We start from the raw sequence: 25,699 nt of genomic DNA, 5'->3' as shown, positions 1-25,699 counted from the left end.
GAGTGGCTCACTTACATGATGCTAAAAATGGGTTGTGTCATGCGGATTATGCCTTAGAGTTTCATCTCAGTGTAGCCAGTACAAACACTTATAGATGCCAATCTCTCAAACGAGCGCGCAGTCTGTGCATTGCTTGGCTATGTATCTGACTCACTCGAGACTCACTTACATTCAAAACCTCACCAATTTCACGTAAATTCAGCTCTTCATCGTAGTAAAGAGAGAGAACCAGAGCTTCTCTCTCTGGTAAGCGACCGATTTGCTCCGACAGTTGAATTTGAAATCGTTCTGCGGCCAGTTCATCAAACCCGGAGCCTGACGGTGCTTCATCAGGGTTACCGATCACATCCTCACTGACCCCCAAATCCTCGATACCGATGATCTTGCCGCAGGAGACATCCTGCAACATGGCATGATAATCAGCGAGAGAGACTCCCATTTGCGCTGCGACTTCCGTATCACGAGCATCCCGTCCATTGGCTTGCTCAACATTTTCGATCGCTTCTGCAATCGCTCGGCTGTTTCGATGCACGGAACGAGGCACCCAGTCACCACGCCGGATCTCATCCAGCATGGCACCACGGATACGAATCCCGGCATAGGTCTCGAAACTGGCCCCCTTGCTACCATCAAAGTTCCGCGACGCTTCGAGAAGCCCAATCATACCTGCCTGGATCAGGTCATCCAGCAAGACACTGCTTGGCAGGCGAGCCAGCAAATGCTGGGCAATCCGCTTGACCAGTGGAGCATGGCGCTCTACCAGCAGATAGGAATCCTGATGACGCAAGTACGCTTGGGCTTTATTCACGGGAACCTTCCTGTGTGGTGGCCTGAGTCTGTAACAGATTCTCCAGGAAAAACTCCAGATGACCGCCAGGCTGGTTGGGTACCGGCCAGCTAGCCGCTTTGTTGGCCAATGCGCGGAAAGCCAAAGCCGCCGGCGACTTGGGAAACGCCTCGACAATCAGTTTCTGCTTGCGTACTGCTGCGCGTAAATTGGTGTCATAAGGCACGCAGGCAACCAGTTCCAGTGACGTATCGAGGAAACGATCCGTTACCCGGGTCAGCTTGGCAAAAAGCTCCTGCCCTTCGCGCAGGCTGCGTACCATGTTTGCCACTACCTTGAAGCGAAATACACCGTGCTCTTTGGAAAGGATCTTGATAAGGGCATAGGCATCGGTAATAGAGGTAGGCTCGTCACACACCACCACCATGATGTCCTGCGCGGCGCGGGTGAAACTCAGCACCATGTCCGAGATCCCCGCCGCCGTATCCACCATCAGAATATCAACCTGGGTCTTCATCTCGCTGAAGGCGCGGATCAGTCCGGCATGTTGTACCGGCGAAAGCTCGACCATAGACTGGGTCCCCGAGGTTGCAGGCACAATCATCATGCCGTACGGTCCCTCAACGATAATGTCGTCGATCGTGCACTCGCCTGCCAGCACGTGAGAGAGATTGCGATGAACCCGCAACCCAAGCATGACGTCAACATTTGCCAGACCAAGGTCAGCATCCAGCACCATCACCCGTTTGCCTTGGGCCGCCATGGCTCCCGCCACGTTCAGGGTCACGTTGGTCTTGCCTACGCCACCTTTACCACCGGAAACGGCGATCACTTTTACTCTATTGTTTTGACGCATTTTGCGCAGACCACTCGCCTGATCCATATACATGTTACTCATAAAACTCCGAATCTTCGGCCTCGCCAAAGCCTGTGCCCCAGAAATAGGGCTCCTCTGTTTCTCGCTCCAGCGAGCCCATGGCCGCTCCGACGAGCTGCGCCGCATTGGCAACCTGAATATCTTCCGGAACCCGCTGCCCATCTGTGATGTAACTGATAGGCAAGGCATTCTGGATACACACGTTAATTACTTCGCCCAGATTCAGACTCTCATCCAACTTTGTAAGTATGCAGCCGCTCAAGGGAATGCGCCGGAAATGGTCAACCGCTTCCTGCATTACCCGACGCTGGGAAGTTGCCGACATCACCAGATAGCTGCGGATCCTCACCTTGGCATTTTTGACCAGGGTATCGAGCTGCTCGGTCAGCCGGATATCCCGTTGCCCCACGCCTGCCGTATCGATCAATACCAGCCGGCGGTGGCGGAACTGATAGAGGGCATTGGCCAGCTCTTCGGCATCACGCACCTGACGTACCGGACAGCCCATGATCCGGCCATAAGTCTGTAATTGCTCATGAGCCCCGATCCGGTAGTTGTCAGTGGTGATAAGGGCCACCTGCTCGGCGCCATACTTCATGGCAAAACGGGCGGCCAATTTGGCGATGGTGGTCGTCTTGCCCACCCCTGTTGGCCCCAGCAGAGCAACCGCGCCCCCCTGACGTAAAATTTCGTCTTCACTGATCTTGAGCTGAGCCGTCAACACTTCAGCCAACTGGGCCATCGCCTGATGGATAGGCATGTCTTCAGGGATCAGCCCCGCCAGTTGATCGGAAAACGCATCGTCAAAGCCCATCTTCTTGAGCTCTTTGATGAGCAGGGCACGCATCGGCTCGCGTCGTTCAACCTCCTGCCACATCAGACCCGAGATCTGGTGCTCCAGCAGTTTACGGATGCTGGCCATCTCCTTGCGCATCCCCTCCATCTCCTGATCCCGCTGGGCAGGTTGATGGGCCCGTTGGCCGGATACGACACGCGCCTTGGGTTTGGCAGGTTCCGGGACTGTGCCCCACTGTCCCTGCTCGGCCAGCGTTCTGGGCACTGCATTGGCAGCAGCCAGACCAGCCGATTGGGTGTTGCCCATGGGAGCCCCATTGCCAGGCTTCAGTTTCTGCTGACGCGCGAGGAGGGCGGCCAGGGTATCAGCATAATGTTCGTTCTGTTCCTGAACCTTTGCGGGCTCGGGACGGGTCATCTGCCGAGCAGCAGACGAAATATTGACGCTCTCATCGTTCAGCTGACGGCGAACCGGCGCATCTTTGGGGCCCGGAACCTGGGATTGATAATCAACAGCGGCGACTATCTCTACCCCCCCGGTAACCTTCTTGTTGGACATGATGACGGCATCGGGCCCGAGCGTCTCCTTGACCTCGGCCAGAGCCGTTCGCATGTCCTTGGCAAAAAACCGCTTAATCTTCACCCGTCGTCTCCGCTAACTAGTTCTGCCCTACCGCACTGACGATGCGAATCTGCTTGTCGTCCGGCACTTCCTGATAGGACAGCACACGTAATCCAGGAATGGCATTCTTGACAAATTTCGCCAGGGTATTACGCAGGATCCCCGATGTCAGAAGCACAGCCGGTTGGCCTTCCAGTTCTTGTCGTTGAGTGGCTTCCACCAGTGAACGCTGCATTCGCTCCGCCAGACCCGGCTCAATACCGGCGCCATCACCACCACCCGCTTGCAAAGACTGATGCAATATACGTTCCAATTCAGGTGCCAATGTGATCACCGGTAGCTCGGGATCAGGGCCGGCAATCTCCTGAACAATCAGGCGACGCAGGGCAATCCGGCAAGCCGCGGTGAGCACTTCCGGATCCGGGCTGCGCGGCGCGTATTCCACCAGGGTCTGCAGGATAGTGCGCATATCGCGAATTGGCACCCCTTCATTGAGCAAATTCTGCAATACCTTCACAAGGTTACCCATGCTGATCACTTCAGGCACAAGCCCTTCGACCAGTTTGCTCTGATGTTTGCCAATCATGTCGAGCAACTGCTGTACCTCGTCATGGCCGAGCAACAGTGACGCATGGTTGGTCAAGATCTGGCTCAAATGGGTGGCAACTACGGTCGCAGTATCCACCACTGTATACCCCAGGGTCTGCGCCTGTGACACCTGCTCCTTGGCTACCCACACTGCTTCAAGTCCAAACGCGGGATCCCGGGTGGCAATCCCCTGAATTTGGCCGAATACCTGCCCCGGGTTGATGGCCATCTCTTTATCATGGTAGACGTTGGCCTCGCCGGTACTGACTCCCATCAAGGTGATGCGATATTGGTTGGGTGCCAGATCCAGGTTGTCGCGAATGTGGACGGCAGGCACCAGAAAGCCCAGCTCTTGCGAGAGTTTCTTGCGCACCCCTTTGATCCGGTTGAGCAGTTCGCCCCCCTGATTGCGATCCACCAGCGGGATTAGCTGGTAACCCACTTCCAGCCCGATGATGTCTACCGGCATCACATCGTCCCAGCTCAACTCTTTCTGCTCATGCGATGGCTGGTCTGCACTGGTCGGCATCAACTCGCCACTGGCTGCTTTGGCTACCGCCAGTTTCTCGCGACGCAACAACCACCAGGCTCCGGCGGCAGCGAGCGCCCCCAGACTCAGGAAGGCGAAGTGCGGCATCCCCGGCACCAACCCCATCATCAGCAGGATACCGGCAGAGATGATCAAGGCCTTGGGGTTATCGAACAGTTGGCCTAATACCGCTGTGCCCATATCCTGATCGGTATTCTGACGGGTCACTATGATGGCAGCGGCGATGGAGAGCAGCAGGGAGGGGATCTGCGCCACCAGACCGTCACCGATCGCCAGCAGGGTATAGATCTCGGCAGACTCGCTGAAGGTAAGATGATGCTGCATCATCCCGATGATGAAACCGCCGATGATGTTGATGAAGAGGATCATGATGCCTGCTATCGCATCACCTTTGACGAACTTGGAGGCACCATCCATGGAGCCATAGAAATCGGCTTCCTGGGTTACATCAAGGCGACGCTTCTTCGCCTCTTCCTGATTGATGAGACCGGCATTCAAATCGGCATCGATAGCCATCTGTTTACCCGGCATCGCATCCAGGGTAAAACGGGCACTCACTTCCGCGATCCGCCCGGCACCCTTGGTGATAACTACAAAGTTGATGATCATCAGGATGGTAAAGACGATGATACCGACCGCATAGTTGCCGCCGATCACCACGTTACCGAATGCCTCGATCACATGGCCTGCCGCTGCACTGCCATTGTGACCTTCCAGCAGCACCACCCGGGTCGAGGCCACGTTCAACGCCAGCCGCAGCAAGGTGGCGAGCAGCAATACGGTCGGGAAGGCAGCAAATTCGAGGGGGCGCCGGGTATAAACGGATACCAGCAGCACCACGATAGAGAGCGCAATGTTGAAAGAGAAGAGCACATCCAGCATCAGCGGGGGGATGGGTAACACCACCATGCCGAGCGCAGCCAATACCAGCAGAGGGGTACCAAGGCCTTTGCTCAACACTCCCCGAGACTGTTTTAACTGGCCCAATACTGCCTTGAAATCCATCGCTCTTCTCAATGTCAACCTGCTGGTGCCAGATTAAAGCAAACATTAAGCCAACAATGCAAAACATTGAAATACAATGAATTTACTTTTACAGCGTCAGAACTTTGTCATTTGCGATATTCGGTCGGAATGGGGAGATCCTTGGCCAACGGCTGAGGACGGCGCCCCTGGCCACGGCGGAATTTCTTGAGCTGGAAGACATAGGCCAGAACCTGAGCAACCGCCGCAAACAGCCCTTCCGGAATCTCGCGGCCCAACTCGGTAGAGTGGTAGATAGCCCGGGTCAAGGCCGGTGACGGCATGATGGGTATCTCGTATTCTCTGGCTATCTCCCTGATCTTCATTGCAATTTCATCAGTGCCCTTGGCCACGACCTTGGGTGCGGCACCGGGTTTGCCCACATCATACTTGAGCGCCACCGAGTAGTGGGTCGGGTTGGTGATCACCACATCGGCCTTGGGTACATCCCCCATCATCCGGCGCATCGCCATCTGCATCTGCAACTGGCGGATCTTGCCCTTTACCTCGGGTTTACCCTCGCTATCCTTGAACTCGTCCTTCACCTCCTGCTTGGTCATCTTGAGCTGACGCATATGGTTCCATTGCTGGAACGGCACATCGATGGCCACAATGGGCAACAAGGCACAGCAAAGGATGATCAGCATCCACAAAAAAAGGTCAAGGGCATCTATGATACCGCCGGGAAAGCCCTCCATGGAGAGGTTGAGCAGATGATTAAACTGGCTTGAGAGCATCCACCAGGCAAACAGAGTAATGAACACCACCTTGGCGATGGACTTTACCAGCTCGATCAGTGACTGCACTCCAAACATTCGCTTGAACCCGCTGATGGGGCTCATCTTGCTGAATTTCGGCATCATTGCCTCAGTGGAGAAGTTCATTCCCCCCATCAGGATATTGCCGATAAAAGCCGCGATGGCGACCAGAGCGAAGAGCAGTCCGAGCGGAAACACCAGTTCCCCCAGCAGCGCCGGCACCATGGCTACCATGGCATTGGGATCGAAAGCCTGCTCTCTGTTTAGCGTGAAGCCCATAGTCACCACCTTGAGCATGGCGCTCGCCAGGTAACCCTTGATCAACAGCAGGCCAAAGACGGCTGACAGCAGTACGCTGGCAGTTCCCAGCTCTTTTGAACGTGCAATCTGCCCTTTTTCACGGGCTTGTTGCAGTCGTTTGCCCGTGGGTTGTTCGGTACGTTCCTGGTCGGTATCAGCCATTGACACCTCCGAAACATTGGGTGTCGATCAGCTCGCAACTGACCTCCTGCACCCGCTCCCACAAGGTGTCGAAATGGCCGAGGAAACCGCCGATAGTGAGCCAGAGGATAAGCAAACCCGACATCATGCTGACGGCAAAACCGATACTGAAAATATTGAGCTGGGGGGCAGCCCGGGTCATCACGCCAAAAGCGAAGTTGATAAGCAGCAAAGCCACGATGGCAGAGAGAGCCATCACCAGCGAGGCCTGATACATGACCCCCAGGAATGCGCTCAGTGTTTGCATCGAAGAGACAGACAAACCGCTATCGGAGATGGGGAGCGTCTCAAAACTGAGGATCACCAGGCGCAGCATCACCAGATGACCATCGAGCGCCAGAAATACCAGGGTCGCCAGCATCAGATAAAACTGACCGACCACAGGGGCCGACTGGCCATTCATCGGATCCACCAGGGTGGCAAAACCCAGGCTGGTTTGCATGGCGATCACCTGCCCCGCCATCACGAAGCTCTCCATCAGAAACTGGGTCATCAACCCCAACGCAATACCGATGAGCAGTTGCTGGCCCAAGACCAGAAAACTGCCGGCAGAGAAGAGCTCCACAGGAGGCATGGGAGGAAGCAGAGGAGCAACCAGAAACGTCACGGCTACCGCCAGCCCCAACCTGATCCGTGCGGCGACCAGCCGGCTACCAAATACCGCCATAACCATGAAAAGGCTGCTTATTCTGGCCAGTGGCCAGAGAATGGCAGACAACCACTCCATGATCAGAGCGGTGGTATAGGTCACCCCACCACCTCGGGAATTTGATTAACCATCAGGATGAAGAAGTCCATCAGACTCTGCATTCCCCAGTGAGCACCGGCACCCAGCGCAAGCAGTGTCACGATGAGACGTGGCAGAAAGCTCAGGGTCTGTTCGTTGATGGAGGTAGCGGCCTGAAAGATGGCGACAACCAGACCTATAGCCAAACTGGGCAAGATAACGGCACTTACCATGATATTGACCAGCCAGAGCGCCTCACGAAAGACGTCGACAAAGGTTTCGGGACTCATGTTCTGGCTCCTTGCTCGCGACCGGTTAACCGGCACCCAGTCCGAAACTGCTAGCCAGCGATCCCAGGATCAGGTTCCAGCCATCCACCATCACAAATAGCATCAGCTTGAAAGGCAGCGAGACGATCATCGGCGAGAGCATCATCATCCCCATCGCCATCAGGATGCTGGCGACCACCAGATCGATGACCAGAAACGGCAAGAACAGCATAAAGCCAATCTGGAAGGCTGTTTTCAGTTCGCTGGTAACAAAGGCCGGGATCAGCACACGCAGCGGCACATCGGCAGGCTTCTCTACCTGTACGTTGGCGATCTCCATGAAGGTATTGAGATCCTTTATCCGGGTCTGAGCCAGCATGAACTGGTGGATGGGCAATTCAGCCCGTTCCAGCGCCTCCTTGGCCTGAATGGTTTCGGACAGATAGGGCTGCAGCGCCTCATCATTGATACGATCCAGCACCGGCGACATGATGAAAAACGACATGAATAAGGCAATACCGATCAACACCTGGTTGGAGGGGCTCTGTTGCAGACCGATCGCCTGACGCAAGATACCCAACACTATGATGATGCGGGTAAACGAGGTCATCATGATGACCATGGCCGGCAAGAAGGAGAGCGCGGTCATCAACGCCAGCACTTGCAGGGTCAGGCTGTACTCCTGAGAGCCATCTCCCATGGTCTTGACTGTCACTGCCGACATACCATCCTGCGCCAACGCAGGCCAGGCGTAAAACAGCGGGATCAACAGGCAAGCCAGCCATCCGGTTTGCCACAACAAGCCGTTAGTTTTTTTCATGTTTGCCCATCAATTTACCCAGCTGCTGGGAAAATGCCTGCGGCTGCTGCTCGTCCAGCGGCTCCTCCAGCCGATAGAGAAAGTTGACCTGCTGTGGCGTCACCCCTAGCAGCAACTGCTGCTCACCCACCTTGACCACCAGCAACTTCTCCTTGTATCCCACTGGCAGCGTGGCGATCACTCTCATCTGTCCGCCCCCCATGGCGTTGGCAATCTTGCTCTTCTTGAGCAAAAAACCCAGCACCAAAATAAGCCCGATCACCATCAGGCTGGAGATCAGCCAAGAGCTCAGGCTGGGAGCATTTGCTGCCCCCCCCACCTCGGCAAATACCGGCAGTGGCAGCAACAACAGCAGCAGACGCATCATTTGAGTTTCTTAATCCGTTCAATCTGGCTGATGACATCAGTCAGGCGAATACCGAACTTGTCGTTTACCACCACCACCTCGCCGTGGGCGATCAGGGTACCGTTGACCAGCACGTCCAGCGGCTCGCCTGCCACCCGATCCAGCTCCACCACCGAGCCCTGGTTGAGCTGCAGCAGATTACGAATGCTGATCTGGCTGCGACCGACCTCCATCGAGATGGTGACCGGAATATCCAGAATGGTGTCAAGCTTGCGCCGCTCCTCGGCACTGATAGGGGCATCGTCCTTGAGCTCTTCCAGCGGAGCCGGTTTGGCTTCCGCCGTCACCTGCTCCTCCAGTGCTGCCGCCCAGGCATCAGCCATCAGATCCTCTTCCTCTGTTCCGCTCATCTTGTTTCCTTATACCGCTTCGTGACAGTCCATAACCGCAAACCGTCGATTAACGCTGTTGTTCTTCGATGCTGCGCTCAAGCTCTTCCAGCTCGGCCTCACCATCGATACGTACACCGCCCCGGGTCACCAGATGCATCTCGGTCTTGACCCCTTCCGGGCGCTTGAGCTTGTCGGTGATCTTGAGTGCCACATTCTCCTTCGTCCGCCCCATCTTGGCGTGGAAGGTGGGCAAATCTTCCACATAAACCAGCAGATGTTCAGGCATGTCGACCGGAATAATATCTCCCGGCTGCAGCTCCATCAGCTCACGCAGTGTAAGCTCGGTCTCCAGCAGTTTGGCCCTCAACTCGACTTTTACATCCATGATCTCGTCGCGCAGCGCCTTGCTCCAGCGCACGTCTGTATCACCCTTGTCACTCTGCACACCGGCATCAAGCAGTTCACGGATCGGCTCCAGCATGGAGTAAGGCATAGCCACGTGGAAATCACCGCCACCACCATCAAGTTCGATGTGAAAGGAGCTCACCACGATCACTTCAGTCGGGCTGACGATGTTGGCCATCGCCGGGTTCACTTCAGAGTCGAGATACTCAAACCCTACGTCCATCACCGGCGCCCAGGCATCCTTGTAATCCTCAAACACCAGTTTGAGCAACATCTGGATGATCCGGCGCTCGGTCGGCGTGAATTCACGTCCCTCAATCTTGGCGTGGTAGCGACCGTCACCACCAAAGAAGTTCTCCACCAGGATGAAAACCAGCCGCGCCTCCATGGTGATGAGTGCGGTTCCTTTCAATGGTCGGAAACGCACCATGTTGAGGCTGGTCGGCACGAACAGGGTATGAACATACTCGCCAAACTTCAGCATCTGTACGCCGTTGATGGAGACCTCGGCGGTACGGCGCATCATGTTGAACAGGCTGATCCGCATGTGGCGGGCAAAACGTTCGTTCACCAGCTCCAGGGTTGGCATCCGGCCACGGACGATGCGGTCCTGGGAGGAGAAGTCAAACTGGGCAACACCGGGGTCTCCGGCGCCGCCTATCTCTTCCTCTTCGACATCATCGACACCGTGCAAGAGGGCATCAATTTCGTCCTGACTTAACAGATCGCTCACGCTTCACCTACTGCATTACAAAGCCGGTAAACAGCACTTGTTCGATAACGGGGGAAGAGACCAGGTCCTTGAGCACCCGACGGCACTCTTCCAGTGAATCTTTGCGCAGCTTCTCCTTGCCTTCAAAGGTCATCAGCTGTTCGGCACTGGCCGCACTGAACACCCGCAGCAAGGTACCTTCAATCAGGGGAATATTCTGTTTGGCCAACGTCTCGTCGGCGGTGCCGCGCACCATCAACTGGATCTTGATCTGCACCAACCGATCCCGCTGGGCACCCGCGACGTTGAAGACAAAGGGGCGTGGCATCCCGACATAAAGAGATGGCTGGGGGGCTTCCACCTTGGGTTGGGCCTCGGCCCCCTCCGCCGCTTCTGCAGGGGGCGCATCCGAGCCGGAGAGCATAAACCAGGCACCAGCTCCACCACCGCCCAGCAAAATAACCGCCAGGGCAATGATAATGATCAGCTTCTTTTTCTTGCCCGCAGCCGGGTCTTTTAGCGTCAATTCGTTATCGTCAGCCATCCCTTGTCCACCCTAGTCTCAAACTTGTTCGATATCATAAACTTACTCGGGATTGCATCAAGCATAGAAATCTATTCCGGAGCCGTTTGTCGATTCCACCAGCAAACTGAGGTTGGCTGTGGTGAGTTCTCCCTCAACCAGCCTGTTACCCGCATGTGACTGACCGCCACCCTGGCCCTGCTGCCCCTGCCCGCCAAAAGTGGGCTGACCCTGCTGTTGCTGTTGCTGCGACTGCTGTTGAACCTGCGTCTGGCCAAGCTGGATCCCCTGCCCTGCCAGCATTTCACGCAGACGAGGCATCGCCTGCTCCAGCATCTCGCGAGTCTGTCCATGCTGAACAACGAAATGGACGTTAGCCTGACTGTCCGCTCCAATCTGGATTTGGATCTTCATCTTGCCAAGACCGAGGGGGTCAAGCTGAATTTCCGCCTGTTGCAGTTTTTCGGCCAGCATCACGTTGACCTTTTGGTGCAATTCGGCAGGCGCTTCCTGACTGGCCAGTTTCAGATGGGGTAAATTCTGCGGTTCACGGCGCAACGTAGCCTCAGTGGCGGGCGCCCGGCTTTCGGCAACCTGTGGCTGTGGCTGGGGCTGACTGTTCTGGCCATGCTGCACAGTCTGGCTCTGGCTGCTCTCACTGTTCGATGTTGTAGCAACAAGACTCTTCTCCGCCTCACCGACCTTCGGTTTCAGCTCCTGCTGAATCGCTTTGCGCACCTCGTCGGTACCGGTCACTTCCATCTGCTTGATGCCGGCTGAAATGCTCGACAGCGGTGCTTGTGGCCCCTGAGATTCGGCCTGGGCCAACACCTGCTGCGGCGCCACCATCACGGGAGCGGCAGTGCTATCGGTCTGAGTCGTCGCATTTACCGTCACACTCCCCTGAGCCGCGGCACTTTGCGTCATCATCACCGGTGCCGAACCTTGATTGGCTACTGTGGTAGTGGCTGTCTGCTGACTCACCTCGGCGGCACGCTTCTCAGCCCCCTTGCCAGCCATGCCAAGGCTCTCAGCGGTTGTGGTTACGGTGCCCGCATCAGGTTGCTTGAGCCCCTCGCTGAATGTCTTGAGTACAGTCCCCTGTGTCACGACTTGCGCCGTTGGTCCCTTGCCGGTCACCACACCATTGGCTGAGGAGCCGGATTTGCTGTCGTCCCCCTCTTTCGCTACGAGTGACTCAACAGACTTGGTAGTACTGGCCGACTCATCGACCGGCAGCACCTTGGCCAGCAGAGTCATTCGCTCTGCCCCCGTAAGGGGCTTGGTTGGCTTGCCATCCGCCCCGAGCGGTTCTCCCTTGGCAGAGACTTTCTCCCCAGACTGCTGATCCGATGGGGGGGCAACAGCTTCCTCCCCAGAGGAGAAGGCCGCATGGGAGAGAACGACGGAGGATGATGCGTCGCCCTGCGCCACCACTCGCGCCGCAGAGGGCGATACTGTGGTGTCCGGGGTCAATGTGACGGTCGTGGCCAACGGCGATTGCGCCCCGGTCTGACCAGCAAGCTGGCGGACAATCCTGGAAGCGGCAGGGGCCAGCGCGCTTTCATCAAGCCCAATGCTCTCCTGCTCACCCTCTTGCGGCAACGGATTGCCGTCTAGCGCAGTGGCGCTCTGTTGGGCTGCCACCACCAGCTGGGGTGTCACTAGCGAGGTATCAAGCTTGAGGGAGTCTTGCAGACGCAGCAGAAAGTCGGTAGCGGGAACCTCCTCCACCTTGTTGTCGGCGTCAGGATCCTGCTCCTTGCTGGGCTCCTCGTGGGAAGAGGCACTCTCGGTCGCCAAAGATTTGGCAGACTGAAGAGTCTTAACGCTCTGATTGCTATCAGCAACACCCTGTTCACTGCCCTGGACCTTTGCAATCAGCGAGGCGAAATCCCCCTTGCTCTCGCTCCCCACCATATCAATGCCATTGCTCTCGGAAGCGCCGTTCAGAGGCGCTTTATCCAATCCGTTAGTCGGAACCGAAGGCGTTTGTGTCAGCACTGTCTGCATCATGATGGCATCCCTGAATTCTGGCGGCCCCAACGAGATAGCCGCCGACAATGTCCAGATCAAAGCAAGTTACAGGCCAGCTTGATGAAAACGCCGCAACATGGCGTACTCATCCAGCATTTTCTGCTCCTGACGCTGGGCTTTCTGCTGCTCGCGGCTGGCCTGCTTCTCCAGCAACAGCTCTACCGCCTTGCGCCGCTGCTGAGCCGCCAGCCACTCTTCACGACGTTGCTCCAGAGCCTGACGTACCTGCAGCACCCCTTCGTATTGCTGGGTAGCAGCCTGCTCGAGCTTGTTGATAAAGGCGTGATACTGGCTGTTTTGCTGGGGTGAGATCCCCTGCAAGCCTCGATCGGTCCACTGCTGGTGATAGATTTGGCGGTACTGGTTGAGAGCATTTTGCTGATCCATAAACAGCTTGAGGTCCTGCTGCGCTTTTACCAGAGCCAGAGCACACTGCTGCTCGGCCTCAGCCAGCCGCTCAGCCAACAATAGCAACCCTTTACTCATAGCCTCACCCTCTCTTCCCAACCGTCATCAACGCATCAAGGGCATCGCCACCATCTGCAAGGCTTGCAGGCCATCATCGTAATGAATGACCTCACGCATCCCCTGTTGCAAGAACTGATCCAGATAGGGTTTTTGAATGATGGCTCGGTCGATACGCGGATCAGAACCCTGACTGTAGGCACCGATAGTAATGAGATCCCGGTTCTGCTGATAGAGGGAGTAAAACTGCTTGAGGGTCCGCGCCAACTCCATATGTTCCGGCGAAGTGACCATGGGCATGACCCTGCTGATGGACTTTTCGATATCGATAGCCGGATAGTGGCCTGCGTCGGCCAGTTCGCGCGACAACACAATGTGGCCATCGAGAATCGCCCGCGCCGCATCAGCAATGGGGTCCTGCAGATCATCCCCCTCGGTCAGTACGGTGAAGAAGGCGGTGATGGAGCCCTGGCCGTCACTGCCGTTTCCCGCTCGCTCCACCAGCGCAGGTAATTTGGCAAAGACCGAGGGTGGATATCCCTTGGTGGCCGGCGGCTCCCCCACCGCCAGGGCGATTTCACGCTGGGCTTGGGCATAACGGGTCAGTGAGTCCATCAGCAGCAACACATTGAGCCCCTGATCGCGAAAATATTCAGCGATGGCCAGCGCCGTTTCACATCCCTTTAGCCGCATCAGCGGCGAGGCATCGGCAGGGGCCGCCACCACCACGGAGCGGGCACGCCCCTCCTCCCCCAGAATATCTTCGATAAACTCTTTCACCTCCCGGCCCCGTTCACCGATGAGGCCGACCACTACCACATCCGCCACCGAGCCGCGGGTCATCATGCCAAGCAGCACCGATTTACCGACACCAGAACCGGCAAACAGCCCCATTCGCTGGCCCTGACCCACCGTCAGCACGGCATTGATGGCACGCACCCCTACATCCATCGGCTGATGGATCGGGCGGCGAGAGAGCGGGTTGATGCGATGCTGAGCAAACTGCACAGTCCGGGAGGAGAGAATGGGGCCGAGGCCATCGAGCGGCTGGCCGATACCGTCGATGACCCGGCCAAGCAGGTTCATGCCAACCGGTATGCCATGTTCTTCGGTGACGGGCACCACCCGGGCACCGGGGATCACCCCCTTGAGCTGTTCGCTCGGCATCAGATAGAGGCGATCGCCCGAGAACCCCACTACTTCAGCCTCCAGAGTTCCCTCGAGAGTGTCGATGCGACACAAGGCTCCGATGGCGGCACGGCAACCGATGGCTTCTAGGGTGAGCCCCACCACCCTGGTCAATTTGCCGGCAACCGGCGGTTTGGGGGCGCTGTCGCGTACCTTGTACCCTTGCAACCGGTTCAGTAGCGAGCTGCTCATCTGGCCTCCTGGGAACTAAAAAGTGCAACCGGACGACATCGTCAGGCATCGGTTATGGGCGTGGATCCTGCGAAGCCGGGTTCTGCGACGCGTTGTCCCGCAAGAAGTTGCGCAGCAACTGATCGATGCGCCCGGAGAGGGTCAAATCGATGCTGGAGAGTTCAGTAGCCAGTTGCAGATCGCCAGGGGAGAGGGTGGGATCACTCTGCAATCGCCAGTGGCGTCTGGCGCACTCGTCGGCGCCAAATGCCTGCTCGACTCGCGTGATGTCATCGGGATGCAGCATCAGAGTCACCCCCTGCTCGGCGGCGGGCAGCAATGCCAGCCCCTCCTTGAGTGCCTCCAGCAGGATGCGGGGAGAGGTCTCGGCTTCATGGCGAATGAGCGCGCGGGAAAGTTGCATCACCAGCGCGACCAGTTGCTGCTCTACCGCCTGATCCAGCTCAATCAGGGGATTGGCGAGGCGGGCGGCGAGCCCCTGCCAGTGAGCGATCTCCTGCTCAACCAGATCGCGCCCCATGGCCAGTCCCTCTTCCCGCCCCTGCTCGAGACCGGCCGAGTGCCCCTGTTGCAGTCCTTCCAGCTTGCCCTCTTCGAGCCCTTTGGCATAGCCAGCCTCGCGCCCCTCAGCCATCCCTTCTTCCCAAGCCGCCTGACGGATCGCTTCGAGCTCTTCGGCGGTGATGCTGGGAGTCGGCTCCTGTTCAGGCTCCGGTTCCACCACCTCCTCTTCCTGTTGATACCAGTCAGGGGCAAGACCGAGAGCATTGGTCTCGGTCTCGACCGCCACATCCATTTCGGGCCAGCCCCAGGTCTCTACCCGGGTCTCTTCCCCTTCAGGCCGTACATAGCCACGCAGCTTGTTGTTCATCTATTCGCGCCGCTCCTTGCCATGACCGCATACTGGGCTGGCAGACAGGTTCCATGAGTTGGTCATGGTCTAGAGGAACTCCTCGCCACCGCCGGAGCCCAGCATGATTTCGCCTGCATCGGCCAGACGGCGGGCGATGGAGAGGATCTCCTTCTGGGCAGCCTCCACCTCGGAGACCCGGATTGGCCCCATGGCCTCCAGATCGTCTGCCAGCATTTCGGCCGCTCGTTTCGACATGTTCTTGAAAATCTTCTCGCGCATCTGATCGTCGGAGCCCTTGAGGGCGCGCTGCAGCAGATCCCCCGGCACTTCCCGCAGCAAAGTCTGGATACCGCGGTCGTCCACATCGATGAGATTTTCGAACACGAACATCAAATCCTGGATTTGCTGGCTCATCTCTTCGTCCGACTCGCGGATCGAGTCCATCAGCTGGCCTTCGATGTTGGTATCCAGGTAGTTCATGATGTTGGCAGCCGCTTTCAGGCCACCCATCTTGGCCGCCTGGGCACCCGCCGCACCGGCGAACTGTTTCTCCATGATGTCGTTCAACTCTTGCAATGCTGCCGGTTGCACCTCTTCGAGGTTGGCGATCCGCATCACCAGATCCAGACGCACCTGCTCCGGGAACTGGCTCAGGATCTCGGCAGACTGCTCCGGCTCCAGATAGGAGAGCACTATGGTCTGGATCTGCGGGTGTTCGTTCTGGATGATGCTGGCCACTTGACGGGCATCCATCCACTTGAGCGAATCGAGGCCGCGGGCACCGGAACCAAGAATGATCTGGTCCACCAGGTTGCTCGCCTTGTCCTCGCCAAGCGCGGCTACCAGTGCCTTGCGCACGAAATCTTCGCTGCCGATACCTATGTTGGTGTACTTCTGGATATCGTCGATGAATTGACGGTGCACCGCCGCTACCCGATCGTGGCTGAAATCAGACATGGATGCCATCGACATACCGAGCCGCTGTACCTGCTTGGGTTCGAGATGGCGGAAGATCTGGGCGGCATCCTCTTCGTTAAGACTCAACATCAATACCGCCGCCATCTCCATACCGGACATCTGATCCAGCAACTGACGCTGGCTATCGGTGATATCGTTGCCGGTTACCTGGTTTTTACTTTCTTCAGGCATCTTTGGTTACCCACTCTTTAATGACCTGAGCGGCCAGATCCGGTTCGTTCGCCACCAGGGCACGCACCGCCTTGAGCAAATCTTCGTCACGATGCAGATCCGGCAGTTTCAGCTGGCCATCGCGTACCCCGAATACCTGCTCTCCCTCAACCTGAGCTGCCAACAAGCTGAGTTCGTCGTCACCACCCAGTACGGTGTGGTTGTCAAAGTCCACTTCCCCTTCCGGCTTGGCATCCGGATAGAGCAGCCGCTTGAGCATGGGGCGAACCACGGTGACGATCAAGACAATAATCACCAGTACAGATGCCGCAATCCGTACCGCACGCCAGAACCAGGGCTGATCGTAGAGCGGCACCTCGGCGACGGTATCAAGCTCGGGGCGATTGAACGGAATGGCAACTACCTCAAGGGTATCACCACGGGTTACATCAAAACCAAGGCCACCGCTGAGCAAACGACGCAGGGTATCGAGTTCCGCCTGACTGCGCGCTTCGCGGGTCACGGCCCCGTCAGCGCCTGGCACTGCCTTGTAATCCACGGCAACGGAAACGGTCATGCGACGAATGCCACCCATCTGGCGCCGGGTGTGGCTGACGGTGGTATCCAGTTCGAAGTTACGAGTCGCCTCTTTGCGAGAACGACCCGAAGCCGCCGCACCTGTACCATCACCGCCAGTGGCCTGTTCAGGGATATTGGACGCGGCAGGCGGCTGGTTGCTGAGGGCCCCCGGCACTCCGCCATTGCTGCCGCTGGAGCTGTTCTCTTCCAGCGTCATCTCGGAGCGCACCGCAGGCAGATCGGGATTGTAGGTTTTGCGAGTCTGTTCCTGCTGGGAGAAGTCGAGAGAGAGATCCACTTCCGCCGTATAGTTGTCGGCGCCGAGCACCGGGATCAGAATGGCGTCAATTTTTTGCTTGTACTCCAGCTCCTGCTTCTGCTGCATCGCAAACTCTTTGCGAGTCTGGGCAGAGACGGGATCCTGGGAACCGGAATTAAGCAGGCGACCATTCTGATCGGTCACGGTGACACGGGTCGGCTCGAGGCCATGTACCGCAGAGGCCACCATATCAACAATAGAGTCCACCTCCCCCTGCCCCAGTGCAGCCCCTTTCAGGTTGAGAACCACGGTGGCACTGGGCTTGCGCTCGTTACGGGCAAAGACGTTGTCTTTGGGGATGGCCAACAGCACCTGGGCCTTGGCCACATTCTGGAACTGTTCGATGGCGCTAGCCAGCTGGCGCTCGCGACTCAGCTTGAGGCGCTCGGTCTCCATCCGCTGGCTGACGCCAAAACTGGAGTCCTTGAGCAGGATATCCTCTCCACCATTGGTCACATCAGCCGCATTGGTGAGACCGGCCCGGGTCAGCGCCAAACGGATGCTGGCAAAGTTCTCGGCACTGACCAGCACGCTCTTACCGTCCACCTCATAAGGGATCTTCTGCTGATCGAGAAAGTCGAGGGTCTTGACCAGCTCCTGGGTGGTGTAGGTGCCAAGAGGGCGCATATCCGGCTCCTTGCCCCATAGCAAGATAAAGACGGCGATGGCCAGACAGATGGCAAGCCCCAGGATCAGCGTGATCTGGCGCAGAACATCGGTATTGGACAAGAATCCCAGTGCCGAGCTCTTCTGCTCGTTGGCATCGAGGGCGGCGGTGCCCTCATCATTTATCAGCAGATCGCCATTTTGGTCAGTTGCCACGATTTATGTCCTTATTGCTGACATGTCATGATGCACAGTCATCATTTATACCGGCATATTCATGATGGTTTTATAGGCCTCAACCATCTTGTTGCGCACCTGTACTGTCGCCTCGAAGGCGATAGAGGATTTCTGGCCAGCAATCATCACCTCGGCCAGATCCACCGACTTGTCGCCCATATCGAAACGGGTGCGCAGATCATTGGCGGCGCCCTGCAACTCGTTGACGTTACCGAGAGCTTGCTGCAACAGCAGGCCAAAATCAGAGGTCACCTGGCGGCCAGGCTGTGGCAGCGGGGTTGCACCGGCCTCTACCTTGAGTGCCTGCATCTCTTGCATCAGGCTGCTTGCACTTATTTCCATTTTCGTCCCCAGACAATTCATTGACGCTGACAGACCGAAAGCAATAAAAGTGCCAATCAGGTAAAAATGGCCTCAAGCCGCAGAAATAGAGGAGAAAAAGGTGGTGAGTAGGATAGTGCCGATTCAATCATGTCACTATCCCCTCGAAGGCTACAACAGCAGAGCCGGCTATCAAGCTCTGCGCGTTTGCGTGATGTATTCCGGTGCCCCGGTCAAAGCAGGCACCGGACACAGCCGTTATGGCACAGAAGTGTCCCCCCTGGCGGCCAGCGCCTCATCCACTTGCTGATCCCGCTGCCCGGTCATGCCGGCGTGACGGGCTATCAGGTGGTAGATAGCGGGCACCACCAGCAAGGTAACCAGGGTCGCCAGCGACAGACCGAAGAAAACCACGGTACCCACCGCCATCCGGCTCTCGTAGCCCGCCCCCATGGAGAGCATCAACGGCACCGCACCGATAATGGCGGTGAGCGAAGTCATCAGGATAGGCCGCAGGCGGCGCACCGAGCCTGCAATGATCGCCTCCTCGAACCCTTCCCCGCGCTGGCGCAGCTGGTTGATGAACTCGACGATGAGGATGCCGTTCTTGGTCACCATGCCGATCAGCATGATCATGCCGATCTGGCTGTAGATACTCATCTCCTGCTCCGTCAGCCAGAGGCCAAGCAAGCCGCCGAAGATGCCGAGCGGCACCGTCATCATCACCACGGTCGGGGTGAGTGTGCTCTCGAACTGGGCCACCAGCACCAGATAGACCACCAGCAGGGCGAGGCCGAAGACCATAGCCATCTCCCCCTGATTGTCGCGGTAATCCTTGGAGTCACCGGCATAATCGACCGTCATGCCGCTCGGCAGATGCTCGTTGGCCCAGCCGTCGAGGAAGTCGAGCGCCTCGCCAAGGGTATGATCCGGTGCCACGTCGGCGGTCAGGGTCACCGCCTTCTGGCGCTGGTAGTGGTTGAGGCGGTTGGCGGTCGCCACCTGCTTGACCGTCGCCAGCGTCGAGAGGCTCACCATCTCGCCATTGGCTGCCTTCAGGTAGATGCGACCGAGATCCGAGATGCCGTTGAACTCCTTCTGGTTAGCGCGCAGGTAGACGTCATACTCCTCGCCCCTGTCCACATAGGTGGTCTTGCTCACCCCGCCCAACATCGCCTGCAAGGTGCTGGCGACGGTGGAAACCGGAATGCCGAGCTGGCTGGCGCTGTCGCGCGAGACGGTCACCTGCAGCTCAGGAGTCTTCTCGGCGTAGTCGAGATCCGGGCTTATCATCAGGCCGCTCGCCTGCGCCGCTTTTTGCAGCTCCAGCCCCTGCTGGTAGAGCTCGGCATAGTCGTTGCCCTGCAGCACGAACTGCACCGCAGCGGTAGAGCCGCCACGAAAGCCTGGCTGGAAGGTGCGGATCATCACATCGGGAATAACCGACAGCTTGGCGCCGAGCGAGCGGGAAAACTCGGTGGCGGTCACATCACGCTCGGCCCAGTCGGTGAGCTGGATGATCACCATGCCGGTCTGATCGCCGCCGCGGCCAAAGGCGGGTGTACTGAAGCTCATCGCCTTGACTACCCCCTGGCCCAGCATCGGCATGATGGTCGATTCCACCTGCTGCATGTTGCGTTTCATCCGCTCGATGCTGGTCCCCTCAGCCCCCTTGACGAAGACGAAGACCACGCCGCGATCCTCGGTCGGGGTGAGGCTGCTCGGCAGCTGGGTGAACAGAGCACCGATACCGCCAAGACAGAGCAGCAGCGCCAGCGGTATCCAACGCGAGCGACGCAGCACCCACGACAGCAGGTGGCGATAGTGCCCTTCCACCCGGCCCAGAGTGCGATCGAGGGCCGCCGTCAGCCGATTCGGCTTGTCAAGCGGGCGCATCAGCCAGGAGCCCATGGCCGGAGTGAGAGTGAGTGCCACCAACGAGGAGCAGAGCACCGCCAGCGAAAGCAACATCGCAAACTCGGTAAAGAGCCTGCCCACCATGCCATCCATAAAAGCGATGGGGATAAAGACCATTACCAGCACCGCCGTGGTGGCTATGACCGCAAACCCCACCTCGCGGGTGCCGTGCCAGGCCGCCAGCAGGGGTGATTCACCCCGCTGCAGATGGTGGTGAATGTTCTCCACCACCACGATGGCATCATCCACCACCAGACCGATGGCGAGGATCAGCGCCAGCAAGGTGATGAGGTTGATGGAAAAACCGAGATACCAGGCGCCGATAAAGGCGGAGATAAGTGACACTGGTACCGTGATGGCAGGAATGAGGGTGGTGCGCCCCTGCCCGAGGAACAGATAGAGCACCGCCACCACCAGCACGGCGCAGATGGCCAATGTTTCATATACCTCGTCGATGGCCTGCTTGATAAAGATGGTGGAGTCGTAGTCAACCTCCAGCTTGGCCCCCTCCGGCAGGAAGCGCTGCATCTCCACCAACTTCTTCTCCACCCCCTGTGCCACCGCCAGCGGGTTGGCGGTGGACTGGGCGACGATGCCGATACCCAGACTCTCGCGGCCATTGCGCTGGTAGGCACTGTCTTCGTTCTTGGCTCCCACCTCCACATCGGCAATGTCGGCCAGATAGACACTCTGACCGTTGGCGGCGGTACGCACCTGCAACTGCTGGAAATCTTCAGCCGTGTGGTAGAGCCGGGCAATCTGCACCGACATGGTCATGGAGTTGTTGCGGATCTCGCCGCCCGGCAGCTCGATATTCTCGCGCTTGAGGGCATCCTGCACATCCGCCACCGTGACGCCGCGCGCAGCCATGTCGGCCGGGCGCAGCCGCACATACATCACCTGGGTGAGATCGCCGGATAGCGCTACTTCGCTCACCCCATCCACCAGACTCAAGGGGTCGACCAGCACCCGGTTGGCGTAGTCGGTCATGGCGGTGCGGTCCATCTGGCTGCTGCTGAAGTTGAGCCAGACCGCCACATCACCGCTGCCGCTATCCTTGGTCACCAGCGGGTCATCGGCATCCTCCGGCAGCTTGCTCTTGGCACGGGTCAGGGCGTCACGCACATCGGAGACCCCCTCCACCATGTTCCAGCCAAGCTTGAACTCCACCGTGATCATCGAGCGCCCCTTGCGGGTCACCGAGTTGATGTTCTTGATACCGCTGATGCCGGAGAGCTGATCCTCGATGGGCTTGGTGACCTGGCTCTCCATCACTGCCGGGGCGGCCCCCTCATAGGTGGTGGTGATGGAGACCGACGGGATCTGCACATCGGGCATCTCCCGCACCGTCAATTTGCTGAAGGCGACCAGACCGAACACGCTGAGCAGGGCGCTGAGCACCACCGCCACCAGCGGGCGGCGTACTGAGATATCGGAGAGCCACATCAGCCATTTACCTCTGCCAGATCGTGGACCTTGGCGCCATCACGCAGATTGACCAGCCCCTCGACCACGATGCGATCGCCTACTTTCAGCCCTTCGGTGACCCAGACGGTCTCCCCCTCGGTCTCGCCAAGCACCACCGGTACCCGCTTGACCCGGCCATCGGCCTCGAGGCGATAGACGAAGCGCTGCTCGCCGGCGTACTCCACCGACTGGGCGGGAATAATGGTGAGCTGGCGGGAGGGGAGCGAGAGCTCCACATTGAGCAGCATGCCCGGGCGCAGCTGACCGTTGTGGTTGGGCAGTTCAACCCGCGCCTTGATGTTCTGGGTCTCGTTGGAGATGCGGCTATCGAGAGTGGTGAGGGTGCCGTTAAAGCGTTGCTCCGGCCAGGCTGTGCTGGTCGCCGTCACCGCCATGCCGGGGCGCAGCAGGGCGAGGTAACGCTCCGGCACCGCCAGATCGAGGCGCAGGGTATCGATATCATCGAGGTGCAGCAGGGTATCGCCGCTATTGACCAGCGCCCCTTCGCTCAAATCAATCAGGCTTACCGTGCCGGCAAAGGGGGCGATGAGAGTACGAAGGGATAGTTCGTAACGGGCGGCATCGACCCGCGCCTGCACCTGATCGACGATGGCCTCCTGCCCCTCCAGCACCGACTGGGTGACGGCACCACGAGCGACCAGCTTGCGCATCTCGGCCAGCTTGCGATTCTCGTCGCGCAGACTGGCACTCTGTTCGGCCAATTCAGCCTGTTGCTTGCCCGCATCCAGCGCGACCAGCGTATCGCCCTTGTTGACCTGTTGACTCGACTGTACCGCAATCTTGATCAGGCGTCCGGTTACCTCTGGTGTGATCACCACCGAGTTGTTGGCCGCCAGCTTGCCTACCAGCTTGAGAGTTGGCTCGGCCAGACTCTGCTTGACGGTCTGGGTACGAATATTGATCTCGCGGGAAGGGGCTTTGGTTGCCGGTTGCAAGTGGCCAACCGCCCACCAGATGGCCGCTATCAGAGAGAGCAGGCCGAGGCCAATCCAGATACGCATTTTCATCAAACAATCCATGAAGTGTTAAGAGGGGTAAATCTGATTGGGGGCCATTTTAGCCCCAGACTATGCCGTGACTATGTATAAATGTGACAAAACGTAACCGGAGCGTGGCAAGATCAGCGCGCTGTGCAGGATTCTGGTCATTTTCACCGCGCTTCGCTTACACTAATGCCCTTTCTTCGCCAATTCAGATGACTCTCGATGCCCAATGTGTTCGATCTTCGCCGCCTTGCGCACCTGACCTGGCTACTGCTGACTCTGGCCATACTGCTGGTCGGAGTGACCCTGCAGCACAGTCTGAAACAGATAGAGAATCTTTATCAGAGCGATACCCTCAACAGTGCTATTTATCTACGAGAGCAGTTCCGACAGAGCGAAATTTTTCTGGAAGCGATGCGCGGGCAGGCCGAAGAGCGGCTGCGCAGCGACCCTCACTCCGTGCTGACCCGCCAGCTTTATCGCCATATTCAACAACTTCCGGGCAAGGGGCTCGCGCTCGACAACATTCCTGCCGACCTGCCCAAAGGTTTGGTGGGCAATCTCACTGGTACCGGTCCGCTACCACCACCGGGCAGCGAGCGGGAAGCTCGCATTCACTTGGCACTGAGTCTGTCACCGCTTCTCTCCACCGCCAGCCAACGCCTGGGAGAAGAGATCGCCTGGGTCTACTTTACCGGTGTGGATAACTTTATCTATCTCTACCCCTGGCAGCCCTCCAGCAGGTTTCATTTCTACCCGAGCATCTACCAAAAACGCTTTTGGCAAGACACTCTGACCAGCAGCAACCCGGACAAGAAAACCGTCCTCTCACGCCCTTATGATGACTTTATTGGCCGCGGCCCCATGGTCACCATGTCCCAGCCACTCTACAAAGAGGGGACGCTGGTAGGGATGATCAGTATGGATGTGCTGCTCGCACGTCTGCAGCAACAACTCGACAAGCTGACCCCGGAGCTGGGGCAGTATCTGCTGCTCAATCAGTACCATCAGGTGTTGGCCAGCAGTGCGCACGAGCTCGTACCGCCACCAGAACCGTTGTCAACCGGCCAATACCTTTGGCGACAGGGGGCATGGCAGCTAACGCTGGCTATCCCCGATACCCCTTTGCGGCTGGTACACCAGGTGAGGCTGCTGCCGCTGTTCCGGGCAATACTCTGCCAGTCTGCGCCAACTCTTCTGGCTATTGCGTTTCTGCTGCTGGCCGCACTTGCCAACCTGAAAGCTCGCCGTCTCAACCAGCGACTCAACTACCTCTCCTGCCACGATGCCCTTACCGGTACCTTCAATCGCCACTATCTGGAGCAACTGAAACAAGGAGGCGAGCTGGCACAACTGCGGGCAGGGATACTGATGTTCGATGCCGACCACTTCAAGCGAGTCAACGATCATTTCGGCCATGCCGTGGGTGATATGGTGCTGATCAGGCTGGTGCAGCTTTGCCAACAGCAACTTGGCCGGCAAGACCGCTTGCTCCGCTGGGGTGGAGAAGAGTTTTTGCTGCTGGTTGCCAACAGCGATGAGGTGCGGATAGAGGAGCTGGCAGAACAGCTGCGAGAAGCCGTAGCCGAACACAACTGGGAGGCCATCGTGCCCGGATTAAAGGTTACGATCAGCCTGGGGTATCTCCCTTATCAGCCAGATATTCCTCTGCACGAAGCGGTGCGGCGCGCCGATGTGGCGCTCTATCAGGCCAAGGCCAATGGACGCAACCGCAGTGAGCGATGGTGGGGTGACGCATCCCGACTCTCGGAGTAAGCTGGTCGCTCAAACCCCTTTTTGGAGAAAAGTCGTGCCACGTAAACCCCGCGTAGGACTCGCTCTCGGGAGCGGCGCCGCCAGAGGATGGGCCCATATCGGCGTCATCCGCGCCCTTGAACGTCTCGGCATCAAACCGGATTTGATCGCTGGCTGCTCCATCGGCAGCTTTGTCGGTGCCGCCTATGCCGCTGGTGAACTGGATCGACTGGAAACCTGGGTGCGCGGCTTTACCCGCCTGCAGGTGGTCAGCCTGCTCGACCCGGCCCTCTCCGGCGGTCTGTTTCGCGGCGAAAAGGTGTTTGGTCTTGCGGCCAGCCATCTGGGGGACCCCGATCTCGAGAGCCTGCCCATCCCCTTCGCCTGCATCGCCACCGAGCTCGATACAGGCCGCGAGATCTGGCTGCAACAGGGCCCGCTGCGCCAGTCGGTGCGCGCCTCCTGCGGTATGCCGGGGATCCTCACCCCGACCCGGATCAACGACCGCTGGCTGGTCGATGGCGCTGTGGTCAATCCGGTGCCCATCTCTCTGGCCCGTGCCATGGGGGCCGAGGTGGTGATTGCGGTCAACCTCAACACCGACATGCATCAACCCTGGACCGACGAGCCGGATCAACCCGGCAGCGGCGGACTGCTCAGCCAGTGGCTCAACCGCGGTGAATCCGCGCCAGCCACCCCGGGTCTTTGGAGCGTGATGAGTGGCTCCATCAACATCATGCAGGAGCGCATCACCCGCGCCCGGATGGCCGGTGATCCGCCGGAGATCCAGCTCTGCCCACGGCTTGGCAGCTTCTCCATCATGGATTTTCATCGCGCCAGCGATGCCATCAACGAGGGGGAAGCCTGTGTCGAGCGCAACCTCGATCAGCTCAAGGATGAACTGGGCCGCCTTGGATTACTGTGATCCCCACGCCC

23 protein-coding genes are annotated in these 25,699 nt (G+C 58.3%); 2 read left to right on the top strand and 21 right to left on the bottom strand.

The features are described 5' to 3' along the window. Positions 1-88: 88 nt before the first annotated feature. The 21 genes from G5367_RS05785 to G5367_RS05685 all read right to left on the bottom strand — a co-directional run bounded on the left by G5367_RS05785 (position 89) and on the right by G5367_RS05685 (position 23,032). Positions 89-808: an RNA polymerase sigma factor FliA gene (locus G5367_RS05785; RefSeq protein ID WP_421244143.1), complete on the bottom strand. Its 720-nt coding sequence runs from the start codon at positions 806-808 to the stop codon at positions 89-91. Next, positions 801-1,643: a MinD/ParA family protein gene (locus G5367_RS05780; RefSeq protein WP_408082997.1), complete on the bottom strand. Its 843-nt coding sequence runs from the start codon at positions 1,641-1,643 to the stop codon at positions 801-803. The genes G5367_RS05785 and G5367_RS05780 overlap by 8 nt, the downstream gene beginning before the upstream one ends. A 34-nt stretch (positions 1,644-1,677) precedes the next feature. Beyond that, positions 1,678-3,102: a flagellar biosynthesis protein FlhF gene (gene flhF, locus G5367_RS05775; RefSeq protein ID WP_005343974.1), complete on the bottom strand. Its 1,425-nt coding sequence runs from the start codon at positions 3,100-3,102 to the stop codon at positions 1,678-1,680. A 16-nt stretch (positions 3,103-3,118) separates the two neighbouring features. Next, positions 3,119-5,224 carry a flagellar biosynthesis protein FlhA gene (flhA, locus tag G5367_RS05770; RefSeq protein ID WP_005343972.1) on the bottom strand — a complete coding sequence of 702 codons (2,106 nt, stop codon included), beginning with the start codon at positions 5,222-5,224 and terminating at the stop codon, positions 3,119-3,121. A 107-nt stretch (positions 5,225-5,331) separates the two neighbouring features. Continuing rightward, entirely contained in the window at positions 5,332-6,462 is a 1,131-nt protein-coding gene (flhB, locus tag G5367_RS05765; RefSeq protein WP_421244144.1) for a flagellar biosynthesis protein FlhB, read from the bottom strand. Next, positions 6,455-7,252, bottom strand: a complete 798-nt coding sequence (gene fliR / locus G5367_RS05760; RefSeq protein ID WP_005343970.1) for a flagellar biosynthetic protein FliR — start codon at positions 7,250-7,252, stop codon at positions 6,455-6,457. Before fliR ends, flhB begins: the two co-directional genes overlap by 8 nt. After that, positions 7,249-7,518 (bottom strand): flagellar biosynthesis protein FliQ, encoded by a 270-nt coding sequence (fliQ, locus tag G5367_RS05755; protein ID WP_005343969.1) that lies wholly within the window; start codon positions 7,516-7,518, stop codon positions 7,249-7,251. Before fliQ ends, fliR begins: the two co-directional genes overlap by 4 nt. 25 nt (positions 7,519-7,543) lie before the next feature. After that, positions 7,544-8,317 (bottom strand): flagellar type III secretion system pore protein FliP, encoded by a 774-nt coding sequence (gene fliP, locus G5367_RS05750; RefSeq protein ID WP_421244145.1) that lies wholly within the window; start codon positions 8,315-8,317, stop codon positions 7,544-7,546. Next, positions 8,304-8,684: a flagellar biosynthetic protein FliO gene (gene fliO / locus G5367_RS05745; protein ID WP_216979261.1), complete on the bottom strand. Its 381-nt coding sequence runs from the start codon at positions 8,682-8,684 to the stop codon at positions 8,304-8,306. Before fliO ends, fliP begins: the two co-directional genes overlap by 14 nt. Next, positions 8,681-9,073 (bottom strand): flagellar motor switch protein FliN, encoded by a 393-nt coding sequence (fliN, locus tag G5367_RS05740; RefSeq protein ID WP_005343964.1) that lies wholly within the window; start codon positions 9,071-9,073, stop codon positions 8,681-8,683. Before fliN ends, fliO begins: the two co-directional genes overlap by 4 nt. 49 nt (positions 9,074-9,122) lie before the next feature. Further along, complete coding sequence (fliM, locus tag G5367_RS05735; RefSeq protein ID WP_005343961.1) at positions 9,123-10,193, bottom strand: flagellar motor switch protein FliM; 1,071 nt, start codon at positions 10,191-10,193, stop codon at positions 9,123-9,125. Positions 10,194-10,200: 7 nt separating this feature from the next. Beyond that, entirely contained in the window at positions 10,201-10,716 is a 516-nt protein-coding gene (gene fliL, locus G5367_RS05730) for a flagellar basal body-associated protein FliL (protein WP_005343959.1), read from the bottom strand. A gap of 57 nt (positions 10,717-10,773) precedes the next feature. Further along, positions 10,774-12,711 (bottom strand): flagellar hook-length control protein FliK, encoded by a 1,938-nt coding sequence (locus G5367_RS05725; RefSeq protein ID WP_421244146.1) that lies wholly within the window; start codon positions 12,709-12,711, stop codon positions 10,774-10,776. A gap of 66 nt (positions 12,712-12,777) precedes the next feature. Continuing rightward, positions 12,778-13,218 carry a flagellar export protein FliJ gene (fliJ, locus tag G5367_RS05720; protein ID WP_288726579.1) on the bottom strand — a complete coding sequence of 147 codons (441 nt, stop codon included), beginning with the start codon at positions 13,216-13,218 and terminating at the stop codon, positions 12,778-12,780. 27 nt (positions 13,219-13,245) lie between these two features. Continuing rightward, positions 13,246-14,577 carry a flagellar protein export ATPase FliI gene (fliI, locus tag G5367_RS05715; protein ID WP_421244147.1) on the bottom strand — a complete coding sequence of 444 codons (1,332 nt, stop codon included), beginning with the start codon at positions 14,575-14,577 and terminating at the stop codon, positions 13,246-13,248. A gap of 52 nt (positions 14,578-14,629) precedes the next feature. After that, the gene (fliH, locus tag G5367_RS05710; protein WP_005343954.1) at positions 14,630-15,448 is read right to left on the bottom strand and encodes a flagellar assembly protein FliH; all 819 of its coding nucleotides are present in this window, start codon (positions 15,446-15,448) and stop codon (positions 14,630-14,632) included. Between the two features lie 69 nt (positions 15,449-15,517). After that, positions 15,518-16,579 carry a flagellar motor switch protein FliG gene (gene fliG / locus G5367_RS05705; RefSeq protein WP_005343953.1) on the bottom strand — a complete coding sequence of 354 codons (1,062 nt, stop codon included), beginning with the start codon at positions 16,577-16,579 and terminating at the stop codon, positions 15,518-15,520. Further along, the gene (gene fliF, locus G5367_RS05700; RefSeq protein WP_005343951.1) at positions 16,572-18,278 is read right to left on the bottom strand and encodes a flagellar basal-body MS-ring/collar protein FliF; all 1,707 of its coding nucleotides are present in this window, start codon (positions 18,276-18,278) and stop codon (positions 16,572-16,574) included. Before fliF ends, fliG begins: the two co-directional genes overlap by 8 nt. A gap of 45 nt (positions 18,279-18,323) precedes the next feature. After that, positions 18,324-18,641 (bottom strand): flagellar hook-basal body complex protein FliE, encoded by a 318-nt coding sequence (gene fliE / locus G5367_RS05695; RefSeq protein ID WP_005343949.1) that lies wholly within the window; start codon positions 18,639-18,641, stop codon positions 18,324-18,326. A gap of 237 nt (positions 18,642-18,878) precedes the next feature. Next, the gene (locus tag G5367_RS05690) at positions 18,879-21,983 is read right to left on the bottom strand and encodes an efflux RND transporter permease subunit (protein WP_421244148.1); all 3,105 of its coding nucleotides are present in this window, start codon (positions 21,981-21,983) and stop codon (positions 18,879-18,881) included. Then, positions 21,983-23,032: an efflux RND transporter periplasmic adaptor subunit gene (locus tag G5367_RS05685; protein WP_421244149.1), complete on the bottom strand. Its 1,050-nt coding sequence runs from the start codon at positions 23,030-23,032 to the stop codon at positions 21,983-21,985. The genes G5367_RS05690 and G5367_RS05685 overlap by 1 nt, the downstream gene beginning before the upstream one ends. Before the next feature lie 198 nt (positions 23,033-23,230). On the opposite strand from G5367_RS05685, the gene G5367_RS05680 reads away from it, so the two are divergent. After that, positions 23,231-24,784 (top strand): sensor domain-containing diguanylate cyclase, encoded by a 1,554-nt coding sequence (locus G5367_RS05680; RefSeq protein WP_421244150.1) that lies wholly within the window; start codon positions 23,231-23,233, stop codon positions 24,782-24,784. 34 nt (positions 24,785-24,818) lie between these two features. After that, positions 24,819-25,688: a patatin-like phospholipase family protein gene (locus G5367_RS05675; protein WP_005343942.1), complete on the top strand. Its 870-nt coding sequence runs from the start codon at positions 24,819-24,821 to the stop codon at positions 25,686-25,688. The last annotated feature ends 11 nt before the right edge of the window (positions 25,689-25,699 follow it).

It is taken from the genome of Aeromonas sp. 604282 (assembly GCF_049170575.1).
Taxonomy (GTDB): domain Bacteria; phylum Pseudomonadota; class Gammaproteobacteria; order Enterobacterales; family Aeromonadaceae; genus Aeromonas; species Aeromonas veronii_A.
This window is presented reverse-complemented; position numbering and strand designations above follow the sequence as displayed.